This is a genomic window from Micromonospora sp. NPDC049047, assembly GCF_040649135.1.
Lineage (GTDB): Bacteria > Actinomycetota > Actinomycetes > Mycobacteriales > Micromonosporaceae > Micromonospora.
The window spans coordinates 214,064-227,579 of sequence record NZ_JBEZEY010000003.1 but is presented as its reverse complement, the minus strand read 5'-3'; the positions used below and the strand labels follow the sequence as shown (position 1 = coordinate 227,579).

Genomic DNA, 13,516 nt, shown 5'->3' with positions numbered 1-13,516 from the left:
CCTCATGCTCAGGCCCGGCATGGAGCTACGACCTCCGGTCGACGATCGCCGCCTCGATCCGCAGACCAAGGCCGATCAGGATGAGGAAGGTGGCGAGGATGTGCGGCTCAAGCCCGTGGTACGCGGATGCCATGGTGATCAGCGAGGTCATGAAGCCGGCCACGAGCGCCACCGTGCCGAACGATCGCACGGTGGCGACGCGCTGAGCGTGTAGGTCCACAGCGGAACGGTAGCCGCAGCGCCGGCCCCGTGGTGGCCCCGAGCGGTGGTGCCCGGGTCTAGGCCCCGGGTTGCCTGTTCAAGGAGGTGCCCGAGGGTGCGTAGCCGTGGCGGCGGTAGAAGTGCACCGCGCCGTCGTTGCGGTGGTGGATGCCCGCCGACAGGCTGGTGATCCCGTTCTCGGTCGCCCACCGGTCGGCCGCGTCGAGCAGTGCCGCACCCACCCCGCGCCCCCTGGTCGAGTCCGACACCACAGTGTGGATCTGTGCCGACGGCTCGGGGCGCAGGATCTGGTGCGCTGGCGGTTCGGGTAGGCGCAGCACCTCGACCATCCCGACCACCTGCCCGTTCAACTCCGCGACGAGGATCGCGTCGCGGCCGGCTTCGGCGGTGAGCGCTGTCGTGAAGTGCTGGGCGACCGCCTCGCGCTGCGGCAGCCGGTAGACGTCCGGGTCCAGGGCGAGGTGCGCGGTGGCGTTCGCCAGGCGCAGCTCCACGAGTGCCGGTACGTCTGACAACTCCGCCGGTCGTACCGCCGGCCCGCTTCTCCGCATCACCGCGATGCTAGGGCACCCCGTTCCGGCCCGGCTAGGCTGGCGATCATGCGCATTGGCATCGTGATCCTGCCGGACCAGCGTTGGGCGGAGGCGCAGCGTCGCTGGCGGCAGGTCGACGAGTGGGGCTTCGACCACGCCTGGACGTACGACCACCTGGGCTGGCGGGACCTCGTCGACGGCCCGTGGTTCGACTCGATGGCCACGCTCACCGCCGCCGCCTCGGTGACCTCCCGCATCCGGCTGGGCACCCTCGTCGCGTCGCCGAACTTCCGGCACCCGGCCGCGTTCGCCCGGCAGATCACCACCGTGGACGACGTCTCGGCCGGTCGGCTGCTGCTCGGCCTGGGCGCGGGCGGCATCGGGTTCGACTCGGCGGTGCTGGGCGGCGAGACGCTGCCACCGCGCCAGCGGGTCGAACGGTTCGCCGAGTTCACCGAACTGCTGGACCTGATCCTTCGCGAGGACGGCACCACCTGGCGTGGTGACTGGTTCGCCGCCGTCGATGCCCGCAACAACCCCGGCTGCGTGCAGCAACCCCGGGTGCCGTTCGTGATGGCCGCCAACGGACCCCGGTCGATGCGGCTGGTGGCGCGCTTCGGTCAGGGCTGGGTGACCACCGGCACCGGTGACGACAACGACCTGGCCGGCTGGTGGGACAGCGTGGTCGCCCTCTCCGCGCGGATGGACCGGGCGCTGGCCGAGGCCGACCGCGATCCGGCCACCCTGGACCGTTATCTCTCACTGGACGCCGCGCCGGTCTTCTCGCTCAGCAGTGCGCAGTTCTTCGCCGATCAGGTCGGCCGGGCCGCCGACCTCGGCTTCACCGACGTGGTGACGCACTGGCCGCGGGCCAGCAGTTGGTACGCGGGCGACGAGGCCATCCTGGTGGACGTGGCGACAAGACTCCTCCCCGAGCTGCGCGGCTGACCACGCGCCCCCGCATCGCTGACGGTCGGGACAGCGCCAGCGGTCGGGACAGCGCCAGCGGTCGGGACAGCGGCGACGGTCGGGACAGCGCCGGCGGCGGACCGGTGGCGTCAGCTCGCGCTGCCGACGTGACCGGCTCAGGTGCCGAGGTCGCCGCTGGCCACGCCGCCCTCGCCGGCGGAGACCAGCCGTAGCCGGAGGCAGACGATCGGGGTGTCGCCGTCGACCGGGGTGCCGAGCCGCGCCCAGTAGGCCGAGTGCCCGGCCCGCCACTCCTCGATCGAGCGGTCACCCTCGCCCTCGGCGTGGGCGAAGTCCCAGGACACCTGCGCGAAGCGGACCACCTCCACCTCGGTGATCTCGACTACGCCGGCAAGTGCGTTGTCGTCGTCGACAAGCGCCAACCGTTCGCCGACGTGCTCCAACTCCTCGCCTTCCTCGGCGTACTCGGCGAGCCGCCCGGCCGTCGCCGTCTTCACCCCGGCGAGTACCAGGGTGTTGAGGGTCGTCCGCAGCTCACCCGGCGTGCCGAGGGCGAGGGTGCGCAGTTCACCGATCCGAGGCCACATCCTGCCGAGGCTAGGCCAGCACGGCTCAGCCCGCCGCCGCAATACGCAGTCAGGCGGGCAGATCCGCCGCGTTGATCAGGCCGGTGACGCGTAGCTCGGCCGCGACGTCCGGCGGGCAGTCGACGGCCACCACCGCCGTGCCCAGCACGTCGGCACCGCGTGCGGAGCAGATGTCGTACAGGGCGTGGAGTTGGGCGCCGGTACGCACCCAGTCGTCCACCACCAGGACCCGGTCGCCGGGGCCGAGGTGCCGGTCCCGGACGGCCAGGTCGACCCGCCGACCCCGGTAGTCCGGTGGGCTCTGCGCCCAGGTGAGCGGCCCGGCCGGCAACCGGCCGTCGCCGGGCTTGTGGGCGGCCACGAAGCCGACCCCGAGGGCGGTGGCGGCCAACGGCCCGAGCAGCAGCCCGGTGACCGCCGGGGCGAGCACCACCGTCGGCCTGGCGGCCCGGTACGGCGCGACCAGGGCCGGTCCGAGTTCGGCCAGCACCGCCGGGTCCCGCCACCAGCCGGAGATGTCGCTGACCAGGTGACTGCTGTCCGGTCCGGGGTCGATCCACTGGAACAGGGTGGCCAGGCGTGCGGTCAGCTCAGCGGGCATCCGCTCATCCTGCGGCACCCGTGGTCGGTGCGCCGGCACCCGGGCCGGCCGGCCCACCCCGGGTCGGATGATCGGCTACACGTACCAGTGCAATTACGGGCATACCACCATGATCACGTTGACGTCGGAAGTGCTTCTCTCGTTACGGTCCGACCCGGTTTGTTCAGACGACGAAAGGACCGGGCCGGTGGCAGCCAAGCACTCCCGTACCCGCATCTTCTCCTCTCCGGCGGGCATCGTGGCCACCGCGGCGGTCGGCGTCGCCCTCGCCGTCGGGGGCACGTTCGGTGCCGTGCAGCTGACCTCCGGCTCCGGCCAGGCGGAGCAGGCGAGCCTCGACCTCACCCCGAGCACCGCCGCGAGCAGCCTCACCCCCAGTTCCCCGGCCGTCTCCCCGACCGTCAGCCCGTCGCCGAGCGGGTCCGCCAGCCCGTCGGCCATCCGGTCGCAGCAGGCGGCCTCCCGGGGCAAGACCCGTACGGCGCCGCCGAAGCCGACGCCGAAGCCGACCGTGAAGAAGACCACCGCGGCAGCGAAGGTCCTGGAGAGCGGCTCGTGTGGCGCGTCGTTCTACTCCGACGGGCAGTTGACCGCCAACGGTGAGTCGTTCAACCCGAGCGCGCTCACCGCCGCGCACAAGACGCTGCCGTTCAACACCAAGGTCCGGGTGACCAACCCGGCAAACGGCAAGTCGGTAGTGGTGCGGATCAACGACCGCGGCCCGTTCATCGACGGCCGCTGCCTGGACCTCTCCCGGGCCGCGTTCGCCACCATCGCCTCGGTCGACGTGGGCGCGCTCACCGTCCGCTACGAGGTCCTCGGCTGACCGGGTCGGGTCGCGCCGATTCGGCCGGTCGACAGGGCCGGCCGGACAGAACCTTCTCGGACGACGGGTCAGGTTCATTCACCGACTCACGTGGATCAGGCAAACTGTCAGTCGTACCCACGCGACTCCTCCAGCCGGGCCGTCGCCCGCTGAGCCCCGGATCCCGCGCCGGCCTCGGCGCGGCCCTTGTCCTGCTCGGGATCGTGTCGGCGGTGGAGGCGGCGGACGGCCGGTTCGCGCACTACGTCGCACTGTTGTCGGCCGTACCGTGGTTGGCCGCCGCCGTGGCGTCCTGGCCGGTGGTGCTGGGGGTGGGCATCGTGGCGACCCTGACCGGTGCCGGCTTCGCCCTGACCGAGCCGAAGATGTCGATGATCACCCCGGTCAGCGTTGTCGCGGTCGCGGTCGCCACCGGATTGGCGGTGGCGGTGGCGTCGGTCCGGCAGCGGCAGGCGGAGCAGATCGTCGAGCTGACCAAACTCGCGTCGGTGGCCCAGCAGGCGGTGCTGCGTCCGCTCGGGCCCCAGGTCGGGACGCTCTCGGTGGCGGGACGCTACATCTCCTCCACCGCGACGGCCGAGATCGGTGGTGACCTGTACGAGGCGATCGACACGCCCTACGGCGTCCGCATGATCATCGGTGACGTGCGCGGCAAGGGTCTGGACGCGGTTCGGCTGGCGAGCATCGTTCTCGGCTCCTACCGGCACGTGGCGTACGAGCGGGCCGACCTGCGCGCCGTGGTCGCCGACCTGGACCGCGCGGTGGCTCGTAACGTCGGCGACGAGGACTTCGTGACCGCCGCGCTTGTCGAGGAGCGCGGCGGCACACTGACCATCGTCAACTGCGGGCATCCGTCACCGCTGCTGCTGCGCCGGGGTGCGGTGATTCCACTGGAACCACCGGCGCCGGCACCCCCGCTCGGATTCATGCCGGTGGTCCGCCCCCGGGTCGAGCGCCTGGAGCCGGGAGACCGGCTGCTGCTGTTCACCGACGGTCTCGGCGAGGCGCGGCGGGATGGTGAGTTCTTTCCCACCGCCGACCGCGCCTGGCGGCTGCTCGGTCACGGCACCGTCGCCGACGGGCTGGCCTCCCTGGAGACCGCCCTGGTCGAGTGGGTGCACGGCCGGCTCGACGACGACATCGCCCTGGTGCTGATGGAGTACGTCGGTGCCCGTACCGGCGCGGCGGCGGCCGTACCGAGTTGGGAGTTCGGCGCCGCCGAGAGCTGACCCGAGCGGAGTGTGTAATCGCCGTCACTTGGCTCATCCGCTTGTCGCTGCCTACCCGCGAGTAATACAGTCGGGGTTACTGATCGGTAACACCTGTCCGGAAGCGGGGCCAGTGAGCATGACCCACTACAAGAGCAACCTGCGGGACCTTGAGTTCAACCTGTTCGAGGTCTTCGGTGCCGACCGGTCGTTCGGCCAGGAGCCGTACTCGGATCTCGACACCGACACCGCCCGCACGTTCCTCGCCGAGCTGGACCGCCTCGCTCGCGGGGAGCTCGCCGCCAGCTACACGGACAGTGACCGCAACCCGCCGGTGTTCGACCCGGCCACCCACACCGCGCCGCTGCCGGCGTCGTTCAAGAAGTCGTACCAGGCATTCATGGACTCCGAGTTCTGGCGCCTGGACCTGCCGCCGCACCTGGGCGGCACCAACGCGCCCCGCGCCCTCTGGTGGGCGATGGCCGAACTGGTGCTCGGCTCCAACGCCCCGATCTGGATGTACGCCTCCGGCCCCTCCTTCGCGCACGTCCTGGAGGTCGAGGGCAACGAGCAGCAGAAGCGGTGGGCCAAGCTCTTCATCGACAAGCAGTGGGGCTCCACGATGGTGCTCACCGAGCCGGACGCCGGCTCGGACGTCGGCGCCGGCCGCGCCCGCGCGATCCAGCAGCCCGACGGTTCCTGGCACATCGAGGGCGTGAAGCGCTTCATCACCTCGGGCGAGCACGACCTGAGTGACAACATCGTGCACTACGTGCTGGCCCGCCCGGTCGGGGTGGAGGGCGTCGGTGGCCCCGGCACCAAGGGTCTGTCGCTCTTCGTGGTGCCGAAGTTCCACTTCGACGAGACCACCGGCGAGCTGGGTGAACGCAACGGCGTCTACACCACGAACGTCGAGCACAAGATGGGCCTGAAGGTCTCCAACACCTGCGAGCTGACCTTCGGCGAGCACGGCGTACCGGCCAAGGGCTGGCTGCTCGGCGACAAGCACGACGGCATCCGGCAGATGTTCATGATCATCGAGTACGCCCGGATGCTCGTGGGCACCAAGGCCATCGCCACCCTCTCCACCGGCTACCTCAACGCTTTGGAGTACGCGAAGAGCCGGGTGCAGGGCGCCGACCTGATCCAGCAGGCGGACAAGACCGCCCCGCGGGTCACCATCACCCACCACCCGGACGTCCGCCGCTCGCTGCTGCTGCAGAAGTCGTACGCCGAAGGTCTCCGTGCCCTTGTCCTCTACACCGCCAGCTGGCAGGACAAGGTCGCCATCGCCGAGGCCGCCGGCGACGAGAAGGCCACCAAGCTTGCCAAGCGGGTGAACGACCTGCTGTTGCCGCTGGTCAAGGGCGTCGGCTCGGAGCGGGCCTACGAGCTGCTCGGGCACGAGGCCCTGCAGACCTTCGGCGGCTCCGGGTTCCTGCAGGACTACCCGCTGGAGCAGTACGTCCGGGACGCGAAGATCGACACCCTGTACGAGGGCACCACCGCCATCCAGAGCCTGGACCTGATCTTCCGCAAGATCGTCCGCGACAACGGCAAGGCGCTGATGGCGGTAGCCAGCGAGATCCAGGAATTCATCTCCTCCGAGGCGGGCAACGGCCAGCTCAAGGAGGAGCGGCAGGCGCTTGGCAAGGCGCTCGTCGAGGTCCAGAACATCCTGGGCGTCATGACCGGCTGGCTGGGCGAGGCGCAGGGCGGCGACACCCGCGCGCTCTACAAGGTCGGGCTGAGCAGCCGGCGGTTCCTACTGGCGATCGGCGACCTGGTGGTCGGCTGGCTGCTGCAGAAGCAGGCCGACGTGGCGCTGAAGGCGTTGGCCGGCGAGGTCACCGCCAGCGACAAGGCGTTCTACACCGGCAAGGTGGCCGCCGCCCGCTTCTTCGCCCGCGAGGTGCTGCCCCGCATCGGCGCCGACCGGCGGATCATCGAGGGCACCGATCTCGACATCATGGACCTCCCGGAGGAGGCCTTCTGACCGCACCACGGCACGGCTGACGGTTCCGGGTCGCACCACCCGGTACCGACACCGACGGCCGGCGAGGGCGACATGCCCCGCCGGCCGTCGCCGCGTCCGGGTCCGGGGCCGCCGCGCGTCGCCGACAGAGCGGGGTGGCGGCTCCGGATCGCGGCGGCTCCGGACCGGCCTCGTCGCGTCGGACGGCCCGGCTGCGAGGGCCGGCACGCATTGGGCCAGCCCCGCCGGGTATGCCGGCGTCGTGGCGGGTAACCGTCGCGTGACCTCGAAAGGGAACGCCCAGAGCCACCGCACGGGGGAGTGCAGCGCACATGGGTGTAGGAAGCGGCATTTTTCTCATCGCGATCGGCGCGATCCTGACCTTCGCACTGAGGGCCAACGTCTGGTGGATCGACGTGCGGGCGGTCGGCTGGGTCTTCATCCTGGCCGGGCTGGCCGTACTGCTGACCACTGTCTGGTTCTGGCAGGACCGGCGCAAGCGGGCCCGGACCCTCATCGTCGAGGAGAACCGGCTCTCCCATCCGACGGCGATGATGCCGCCACCGCCAGACCCACCGCCACCAACCGCGCCGCCGTCCTGACGCCGGCACATCCCGCTGAGCCACCCGTCGATGATCGACGGGTGGCTCAGCCGCGTGCGATGTGACGGGCCGAGACCGGCGCTCCCGCCGGCGCCAACTCCATCCAGGCGAACCGGCCACGGTGCACCGACAGTTCGGCGGTCCGCAAACCCTCATCTGGCGCACCTGTCGGGTCGAGGAGGCCCGCGAACAGCGATATGCCCGGGTTGTGGGCAATCAACAGGGCGGTCCGGGCCGCTGCGTCGACCGTACGCACCAGCGCCAACAACTCCTCCGGGTGGGCGTCGTACGCGCCGGGCTCGTAACGAACAGTTGGCCGCGGACCGGCCGGGCCACCCTCCGGTGGCGTGCCGGTCATCCCCATCGCCACCCCGTGCCAGGTCTGCCGGGTACGTCTCGCCGTCGAGCAGATCACCACGTCCGGCAGCAACCCGTGGTGCGCCAGCCAGGCACCCGCCGCTGCCGCGTCCGCCTCCCCACGGGCACTGAGTGGGCGCTCGGCATCATCTGCCGCGTCACTGCCCTGCTCGGCCTTCGCGTGCCGCAGCAACACCAGAGTCCGCATCTCGGAGTCAGCGTCCGTCATGCCCCCAGCTTGCCCGATTGGCGATCTCTGTGCCTGGGTAAGTCGATGGATGCCGCACCCCTACCGACGGCCGCGGCGCGTCGTACGCCAGGTTAGAGCCGAGGAGCGAGACATGGGCATTGGTGGCAGCATCTTCTTGATCGCGCTGGGCGCGATCCTCGCGTTCGCCGTGGACGCCGATCTGGGCTGGCTGAACCTGTCAGTGGTCGGCTGGGTGCTGATGCTGGCCGGTGTCGCCGGCCTGATCGCCACCCTCTACTTCTGGAACAGCCGCCGTCGCACAGTGGTCGCCGCACCGGTCCGCGAGGAGCGCGTGGTGGCTGACCGGGTCGTGCCGGTCCAGGACAACCAGGTTGTGCAGGAGTACCGCGAGGTGCGTCGGCCGGGCCGGCCGGTCTGATCCTCGCTCGCGAACTCCGGGGTCCCGCAGCGTCGCGGGGCCCCGGCTCGCGTATTGGCCCGGCGTCGCGGACGGTCCCGGGCTTCGTCGGCCCGGAAGGTCAGGCGAACAGCGCGAGGTAGATCGCGATGTGGTGGCAGAGCGCTGCCAGCAGCGTGCAGGCGTGGAAGAACTCGTGGTGACCGAAGACGGTCGGCCACGGATTGGGCCGGCGCAACGCGTAACAGACCGCGCCGGCGCTGTAGATCGCGCCACCGGCGATCAGCAAGACCAGTGCCGCGACGCCGCCACCGTGCAGGATCTCCGGCAGCATGGCCACCGCCACCCAGCCCAGCGCCAGGTATAGCGGCGCGGACACCCAGCGCGGCGCGTGCGGCCAGACCATCGTGACCGCAACGCCGGCCAGCGCACCACCCCAGACCAGGGCCAGCATCACGGTGGCCGGCCGGGGCGCGAGCAGCATCGTGCAGAGCGGTGTGTACGTGCCGGCGATGAACACGAAGATCATCGAATGGTCCATCCGGCGCATCACCTGGTAGCCGCGCTCCGACCACACCCGACGGTGGTAGAGCGCGCTGGTGCCGAAGAGCCCACACACCGTGACGCTGTAGATCAGGCAGCTGACCAGGGGTGCCCACCCCGGGCGGGTGGCGGCGATCGAGCACAGCACGATGCCGCAGATCACGGCCACGAAGAAGGCGTACGTGTGTAGCCAGCCGCGCATCCGGGGCTTACCGATGTCGACCGGCTTCAGGCGAAGCGGGGCGGAAGTGCTCACACAGTCAGGTTACGGCACCGTAGGTTACTTGCAAGTAGTGGTGTAGGTGACGCCTGGCACCGTCATCGTGAACTCCGTACCGGCACGACATCGGCGAGGATGAGCGGATGCGGATCCGACCCGTCGGGGCGCGAGCCCTGCTCCTCGACTGCACCGCCCCCGCCGGCACTTCCGACGCCGCGCTCGTGGAAGCGTGGCGGGCCGAGCTGTGGCGGCGTCGGGCACAGGGTGACCTGGTCGCCGTCGAGATCGTCCCTGCAGCCAGCACGGTCCTGCTCGACGGCCTGCCCGACCCGGCCGGCACGGCCGAGCAGTTGGCCCGATGGGCACCCGGCGTCACAGCGGTGGGCATTGTCGGGGCCAGCGGCGGCGGGGCGGGCGGCCGTGCCGGTGCCGCGGCGGACGTGGTCGTGCCTGTCGTCTTCGACGGACCGGACCTGCCGGTGGTGGCCGAGCAGTGGGGCGTCGACGTGCCGACAGTGCTACGCCGGCTGACCGGCACCCGGTTCCGGGTCGCGTTCTGCGGCTTCGCCCCCGGGTTTCCCTACCTGACCGGGCTGCCCGACGAGTTGGCGCTGCCCCGGCTCGCCACCCCCCGCCCCCGGGTGCCGGCCGGATCGGTCGCGCTGGCCGGCCCGTACGCGGGCATCTACCCGAGCGCGTCCCCCGGAGGGTGGCTCTTGGTCGGCCGGACCGAGCTGGTCCTCTTCGACGTGCACGCCGATCCCCCGGCCCGACTCGGACCCGGCACCCAGGTCCGGATGGCGGCGACATGACCCGTCCGGCCGCTGTCGAAGTGCTGCGCGCCGGTGCGCTCACCACCGTGCAGGATCTGGGCCGGCCCGGTTGGGCGCACCTGGGCGTACCCCGCTCCGGTGCCCTCGACCCGGCGGCGCTGCGGCTGGCCAACCGGCTGGTCGGAAACCCGGAGCACGCCGCGGGCCTGGAGGTCACCCTGTCCGGTTGCACACTGCGGCTGACCCGGGCCACCACTGTGGCAATCACCGGGGCCGAGGTGACGGTCCAGGCGGGCGATCGACCCGGCGACACCGGACGACCACTCACCGTGCCGGCCGGGACAGTGCTGCGGATCGGCCCGGCCCGTCGGGGCGTACGGAGTTGGTTGGCGGTGGCGGGTGGCATCGACGTGTCGCCGGTACTCGGCAGTCGGGCCACCGACACCCTCGCCGGGCTCGGGCCGGCTCCGCTGCGCGACGGCGACCGGCTGCCGCTCGGCGAGCCCCACGGCCCGCCCGCGCCGGTGGACCTGACCGTCACCGCCGCGCCGGCGTCGGAACTGCACCTGCTGCTGCATCCCGGCCCTCGGGAGGACTGGTTCACGCCGACCGCGTTCGACAGGCTGTTCGGCACCGCGTACACCGTCAGCCCGGTGAGCAACCGGGTCGGGGCGCGGCTCGCCGGCGCGGCGCTGCCCCGCGCGGTGGCCGGCGAACTGCCGAGCGAGGGCATCGTGCTCGGCGCGGTGCAGGTGCCGGCGGACGGACAGCCCCTGATCTTCCTCGCCGACCATCCGACCACCGGTGGATACCCCGTCATCGGGGTGGTCAGCGACGTGACAGCGCTCGCGCAGGCCCGGCCAGGTACTACCGTCAGATTCCATGGACCTCAACGCTGACCTGGGTGAGGGATTCGGCATCTGGCGGCTCGGCGACGACGAGGCGCTGCTGAGCCTCGTCACCTCCGCCAACGTCGCCTGCGGCTTCCACGGTGGCGACCCGTCCACCATGCGGCGGGTCTGCGAGGGCGCCGCGCGACGGGGGGTCGCGGTGGGCGCGCAGGTCGGCTACCGGGACCTGGCCGGCTTCGGTCGACGGCACATCGCGTACGACTTCGCCGAACTACGCGACGAGGTGACCTACCAACTGGGGGCGCTCGACGCGTTCTGCCGGCTGTTCGGCACCCGGGTCCGCTACCTCAAACCGCACGGCGCGCTCTACCACGCAGCCAGCACCAACGAATCCCAGGCGGCGGCGGTGGTCGCGGCGGTCACCGGTTACGACCCCGAGCTGCCGGTGCTCTGCCTACCCGGGTCGACGCTCGCCCAACTCGCTGTCGGCGCGGGCCTGCCGGTCGTCGCGGAGGCCTTCGCCGACCGTGCCTACCTGCCCAACGGGGCGCTGGTGCCGCGCGGCACACCCGGCGCGGTGATCACCGACCCGGAGCAGGTGGCGGAACGGGCGGCGCGGATGGCCACCGAACGGATCGTGGTGGCGGTGGACGGCACCGTCATCCCCTGCTCGGTCGACTCGATCTGCGTGCACGGCGACACCCCGGGCGCGGTCTCCGCCGCCGAGTTGGTCCGCGCCACCCTCATCGACGCCGACGTGTCCCTGGCACCGTTCGCGTGAGAGGAGGGGCCCGCACGGGCCCCTCCACACGTCAGGCGTCCAGGCCGCGGAGGACCAGCGGGAGTCGGGTCACCGCACCGTCGACGACCCGGACCGGTACGCCCCAGTCCTGCCGGGTCAGGTGGCACGCCGCGTGTTCGACGTCCGCGTCGCAGGTGGCCGCCTGGGCGGTCACCTGCAACACCCCGGCGGTGACCTCGCTGTTGAGCACCAGCCGACGGGACAGGTCGGTGCCCGTGCCCGCACCCTCCACCAGCAGCTCCGGCGGTGACGCGGAGACCACCAACCGGGTCGACGGCCCGAACGTCTCGTCCAGCTTCTGCCCCGGCGCGGGGGTGAAGACGATGTCCAGGGTGACCTCACCGGCCGCGACGTCGGTCGGCTTGCGCTCGGTGCGGTGCCGGGGGCCGTCGACAGTGCTGGCACCGGCCGCCGACAGGGCACCCGGGGCGAGCCGGGTCAGCCGGTGCGCGGCGGACTCCACCACCAGCACCTCGCCGGCCGGGGTGAGCACCAGGTCGCTCGGCTCGGCCAACCCGTCGGCGACTGTGGAGACCTGGTTGGTGGCCGGGTCGAAGCGACGAACCGCGCCGTTGTACGTGTCCGCGATCAGCACCGAGCCGTCCGGCAGGGCGCACACACCGAGCGGGTGTTGCAGTAGCGCCGACTCCGCCGGACCGTCCACGTGCCCGAAGTCGAACAGGCCCTGCCCGACGGCGGTGCCCAGCACACCGTTCTCGACGTACCGCAGAGCACTGGTCTCGCTGTCGGCGATCCACAGCCGCGCACCGTCGGCGGAGACGGAGAGCCCGGACGGCTGCGCCATCCACGCCTCGGCCAGTGGGCCGTCGCGCAGCGCCTCGACAGTGGTGCCGGCGTACATGCCGGCGGTCCGCTTGATCGGGTCGAACCACCACAGCTGGTGGATACCGGCCATCGCGATGATCAACTTGTCGTCGTACCAGGCCAGGTCCCACGGGGACGAGAGATCCACAGCGAGGGCGTCGTGGGCGTGGTCGTCGACCTCGGCACGCCACTGCCGGCCGCTGCCGGCCACGGTGACCACCTCGCCGGACTCCAGCCGCACACCGCGCAGCAGGTGGTTGACGGTGTCGGCCACCACCAGGTCGTAGCCGGCGACCTCGGCGACATGCGTGGGCAGCAGGCACACCCCCTGCGGCTCGGAGAACGTCGCCGCAGGAGCCAGCCCGTCGACCCGGCCCCGCTCGCCCGAGCCGATCCGACGCACCGGCGTCTCGCCGTCGGGAGCAACCTCGACAAGTGAGTGCCGGGCCGAGTCCGAGACCAGCAGGTTCCCGTTCGGCAGCAGCGCCGCCTTACCCGGGAAGCGCAGCGCCGTCTCCGGGGCCGGCGGCGGAACGTACGGGCCGTCGCCCCGGTGCAGGGTGCCCTTGGCCTCGTGGGTGGCGATCAGCTCGTCGATCAACCGGGCCAGCCCCTCGGCGTGACCCTCGCCCGCCATGGTGGCCACCACGTAACCCTCGGGGTCGATCACCGAGAGGGTCGGCCAGGCCCGGGCCGCGTACTGCTGCCACATGTCCATCTCAGGATCGTCGAGTACGGGGTGGTGCACCCCGTACCGCTCGACAGCCGCGACGAGCGCGTCGGCGTCCTTCTCGTGCTCGAACTTCGGCGAGTGCACACCGATCACGACGAGCACGTCGCCGTACTTCTCCTCAAGCGGGCGCAGTTCGTCGAGCACGTGCAGGCAGTTGATGCAGCAGAACGTCCAAAAGTCCGCGACCACGATCTTGCCGCGAAGGTCCTGCAAGGTCAGGTTCCGTCCGCCCGTGTTGAGCCACTGGCGGCCCCGCAGTTCGGGCGCACGTACACGCGCTGTCGTTCCCATGCCTGCCAGCCTGCCACGCCGCAGTCCCG

General features: G+C 71.5%; 16 protein-coding genes. 9 read left to right on the top strand and 7 right to left on the bottom strand.

Going from position 1 to position 13,516, the window contains the following annotated elements; translation table 11 throughout:
* Positions 1-25 precede the first annotated feature (25 nt).
* Both AB0B86_RS06670 and AB0B86_RS06665 read right to left on the bottom strand, forming a co-directional pair.
* Positions 26-220, bottom strand: a complete 195-nt coding sequence (locus tag AB0B86_RS06670) for a hypothetical protein (RefSeq protein ID WP_357412386.1) — start codon at positions 218-220, stop codon at positions 26-28.
* 58 nt (positions 221-278) lie between these two features.
* Positions 279-773: a GNAT family N-acetyltransferase gene (locus AB0B86_RS06665; RefSeq protein WP_357416417.1), complete on the bottom strand. Its 495-nt coding sequence runs from the start codon at positions 771-773 to the stop codon at positions 279-281.
* 48 nt (positions 774-821) lie between these two features.
* On the opposite strand from AB0B86_RS06665, the gene AB0B86_RS06660 reads away from it, so the two are divergent.
* Positions 822-1,703, top strand: a complete 882-nt coding sequence (locus AB0B86_RS06660; RefSeq protein ID WP_357416414.1) for an LLM class flavin-dependent oxidoreductase — start codon at positions 822-824, stop codon at positions 1,701-1,703.
* A gap of 137 nt (positions 1,704-1,840) precedes the next feature.
* On the opposite strand, the gene AB0B86_RS06655 is transcribed toward AB0B86_RS06660, so the two are convergent.
* Both AB0B86_RS06655 and AB0B86_RS06650 read right to left on the bottom strand, forming a co-directional pair.
* The gene (locus AB0B86_RS06655) at positions 1,841-2,272 is read right to left on the bottom strand and encodes an ASCH domain-containing protein (protein ID WP_357416411.1); all 432 of its coding nucleotides are present in this window, start codon (positions 2,270-2,272) and stop codon (positions 1,841-1,843) included.
* A gap of 49 nt (positions 2,273-2,321) precedes the next feature.
* Positions 2,322-2,873: a phosphoribosyltransferase family protein gene (locus tag AB0B86_RS06650; protein WP_357416408.1), complete on the bottom strand. Its 552-nt coding sequence runs from the start codon at positions 2,871-2,873 to the stop codon at positions 2,322-2,324.
* Between the two features lie 187 nt (positions 2,874-3,060).
* Between AB0B86_RS06650 and AB0B86_RS06645 the strand changes: the two genes are divergently transcribed.
* From AB0B86_RS06645 to AB0B86_RS06630, 4 genes are all read left to right on the top strand, one after another.
* Positions 3,061-3,699 (top strand): septal ring lytic transglycosylase RlpA family protein, encoded by a 639-nt coding sequence (locus tag AB0B86_RS06645; protein WP_357412397.1) that lies wholly within the window; start codon positions 3,061-3,063, stop codon positions 3,697-3,699.
* A 104-nt stretch (positions 3,700-3,803) separates the two neighbouring features.
* Positions 3,804-4,928: a PP2C family protein-serine/threonine phosphatase gene (locus AB0B86_RS06640; RefSeq protein ID WP_357412439.1), complete on the top strand. Its 1,125-nt coding sequence runs from the start codon at positions 3,804-3,806 to the stop codon at positions 4,926-4,928.
* Between the two features lie 118 nt (positions 4,929-5,046).
* Complete coding sequence (locus AB0B86_RS06635; RefSeq protein ID WP_357412441.1) at positions 5,047-6,903, top strand: acyl-CoA dehydrogenase; 1,857 nt, start codon at positions 5,047-5,049, stop codon at positions 6,901-6,903.
* A gap of 311 nt (positions 6,904-7,214) precedes the next feature.
* Positions 7,215-7,484, top strand: coding sequence for a DUF6458 family protein (locus AB0B86_RS06630; RefSeq protein WP_030487564.1), 270 nt, complete (start codon positions 7,215-7,217; stop codon positions 7,482-7,484).
* Positions 7,485-7,530: 46 nt separating this feature from the next.
* On the opposite strand, the gene AB0B86_RS06625 is transcribed toward AB0B86_RS06630, so the two are convergent.
* Positions 7,531-8,070 carry a histidine phosphatase family protein gene (locus AB0B86_RS06625; protein WP_357412399.1) on the bottom strand — a complete coding sequence of 180 codons (540 nt, stop codon included), beginning with the start codon at positions 8,068-8,070 and terminating at the stop codon, positions 7,531-7,533.
* A 112-nt stretch (positions 8,071-8,182) separates the two neighbouring features.
* Here AB0B86_RS06625 and AB0B86_RS06620 point away from each other — a divergent pair, with 112 nt between their 5' ends.
* On the top strand, positions 8,183-8,470 hold the full coding sequence (locus tag AB0B86_RS06620) for a DUF6458 family protein (RefSeq protein ID WP_357412401.1): 288 nt from the start codon (positions 8,183-8,185) through the stop codon (positions 8,468-8,470).
* A gap of 100 nt (positions 8,471-8,570) precedes the next feature.
* Here AB0B86_RS06620 and AB0B86_RS06615 read toward each other — a convergent pair whose 3' ends face one another.
* Positions 8,571-9,248: a hemolysin III family protein gene (locus AB0B86_RS06615; protein ID WP_357416403.1), complete on the bottom strand. Its 678-nt coding sequence runs from the start codon at positions 9,246-9,248 to the stop codon at positions 8,571-8,573.
* A 107-nt stretch (positions 9,249-9,355) separates the two neighbouring features.
* On the opposite strand from AB0B86_RS06615, the gene AB0B86_RS06610 reads away from it, so the two are divergent.
* The 3 genes from AB0B86_RS06610 to AB0B86_RS06600 are packed head-to-tail and all read left to right on the top strand — an operon-like array spanning position 9,356 to position 11,617.
* Positions 9,356-10,024 (top strand): carboxyltransferase domain-containing protein, encoded by a 669-nt coding sequence (locus tag AB0B86_RS06610; protein WP_357416399.1) that lies wholly within the window; start codon positions 9,356-9,358, stop codon positions 10,022-10,024.
* Complete coding sequence (locus AB0B86_RS06605; RefSeq protein ID WP_357416397.1) at positions 10,021-10,884, top strand: biotin-dependent carboxyltransferase family protein; 864 nt, start codon at positions 10,021-10,023, stop codon at positions 10,882-10,884. The genes AB0B86_RS06610 and AB0B86_RS06605 overlap by 4 nt, the downstream gene beginning before the upstream one ends.
* The gene (locus AB0B86_RS06600; protein WP_357412409.1) at positions 10,868-11,617 is read left to right on the top strand and encodes a 5-oxoprolinase subunit PxpA; all 750 of its coding nucleotides are present in this window, start codon (positions 10,868-10,870) and stop codon (positions 11,615-11,617) included. Before AB0B86_RS06605 ends, AB0B86_RS06600 begins: the two co-directional genes overlap by 17 nt.
* 31 nt (positions 11,618-11,648) lie before the next feature.
* On the opposite strand, the gene AB0B86_RS06595 is transcribed toward AB0B86_RS06600, so the two are convergent.
* Positions 11,649-13,487 carry an NHL domain-containing thioredoxin family protein gene (locus AB0B86_RS06595; protein ID WP_357412411.1) on the bottom strand — a complete coding sequence of 613 codons (1,839 nt, stop codon included), beginning with the start codon at positions 13,485-13,487 and terminating at the stop codon, positions 11,649-11,651.
* Between the last annotated feature and the right edge of the window lie 29 nt (positions 13,488-13,516).

Bases quoted from the DNA above. Each gene is read 5' to 3' on its own strand.
- AB0B86_RS06665 (WP_357416417.1), bottom strand. From the start codon at position 773: ATGCGGAGAAGCGGGCCGGCGGTACGACCGGCGGAGTTGTCAGACGTA.
- AB0B86_RS06660 (WP_357416414.1), top strand. From the start codon at position 822: ATGCGCATTGGCATCGTGATCCTGCCGGACCAGCGTTGGGCGGAGGCG.
- AB0B86_RS06655 (WP_357416411.1), bottom strand. From the start codon at position 2,272: ATGTGGCCTCGGATCGGTGAACTGCGCACCCTCGCCCTCGGCACGCCG.
- AB0B86_RS06650 (WP_357416408.1), bottom strand. From the start codon at position 2,873: ATGCCCGCTGAGCTGACCGCACGCCTGGCCACCCTGTTCCAGTGGATC.
- AB0B86_RS06635 (WP_357412441.1), top strand. From the start codon at position 5,047: ATGACCCACTACAAGAGCAACCTGCGGGACCTTGAGTTCAACCTGTTC.
- AB0B86_RS06630 (WP_030487564.1), top strand. From the start codon at position 7,215: ATGGGTGTAGGAAGCGGCATTTTTCTCATCGCGATCGGCGCGATCCTG.
- AB0B86_RS06625 (WP_357412399.1), bottom strand. From the start codon at position 8,070: ATGACGGACGCTGACTCCGAGATGCGGACTCTGGTGTTGCTGCGGCAC.
- AB0B86_RS06620 (WP_357412401.1), top strand. From the start codon at position 8,183: ATGGGCATTGGTGGCAGCATCTTCTTGATCGCGCTGGGCGCGATCCTC.
- AB0B86_RS06610 (WP_357416399.1), top strand. From the start codon at position 9,356: ATGCGGATCCGACCCGTCGGGGCGCGAGCCCTGCTCCTCGACTGCACC.
- AB0B86_RS06605 (WP_357416397.1), top strand. From the start codon at position 10,021: ATGACCCGTCCGGCCGCTGTCGAAGTGCTGCGCGCCGGTGCGCTCACC.
- AB0B86_RS06600 (WP_357412409.1), top strand. From the start codon at position 10,868: ATGGACCTCAACGCTGACCTGGGTGAGGGATTCGGCATCTGGCGGCTC.
- AB0B86_RS06595 (WP_357412411.1), bottom strand. From the start codon at position 13,487: ATGGGAACGACAGCGCGTGTACGTGCGCCCGAACTGCGGGGCCGCCAG.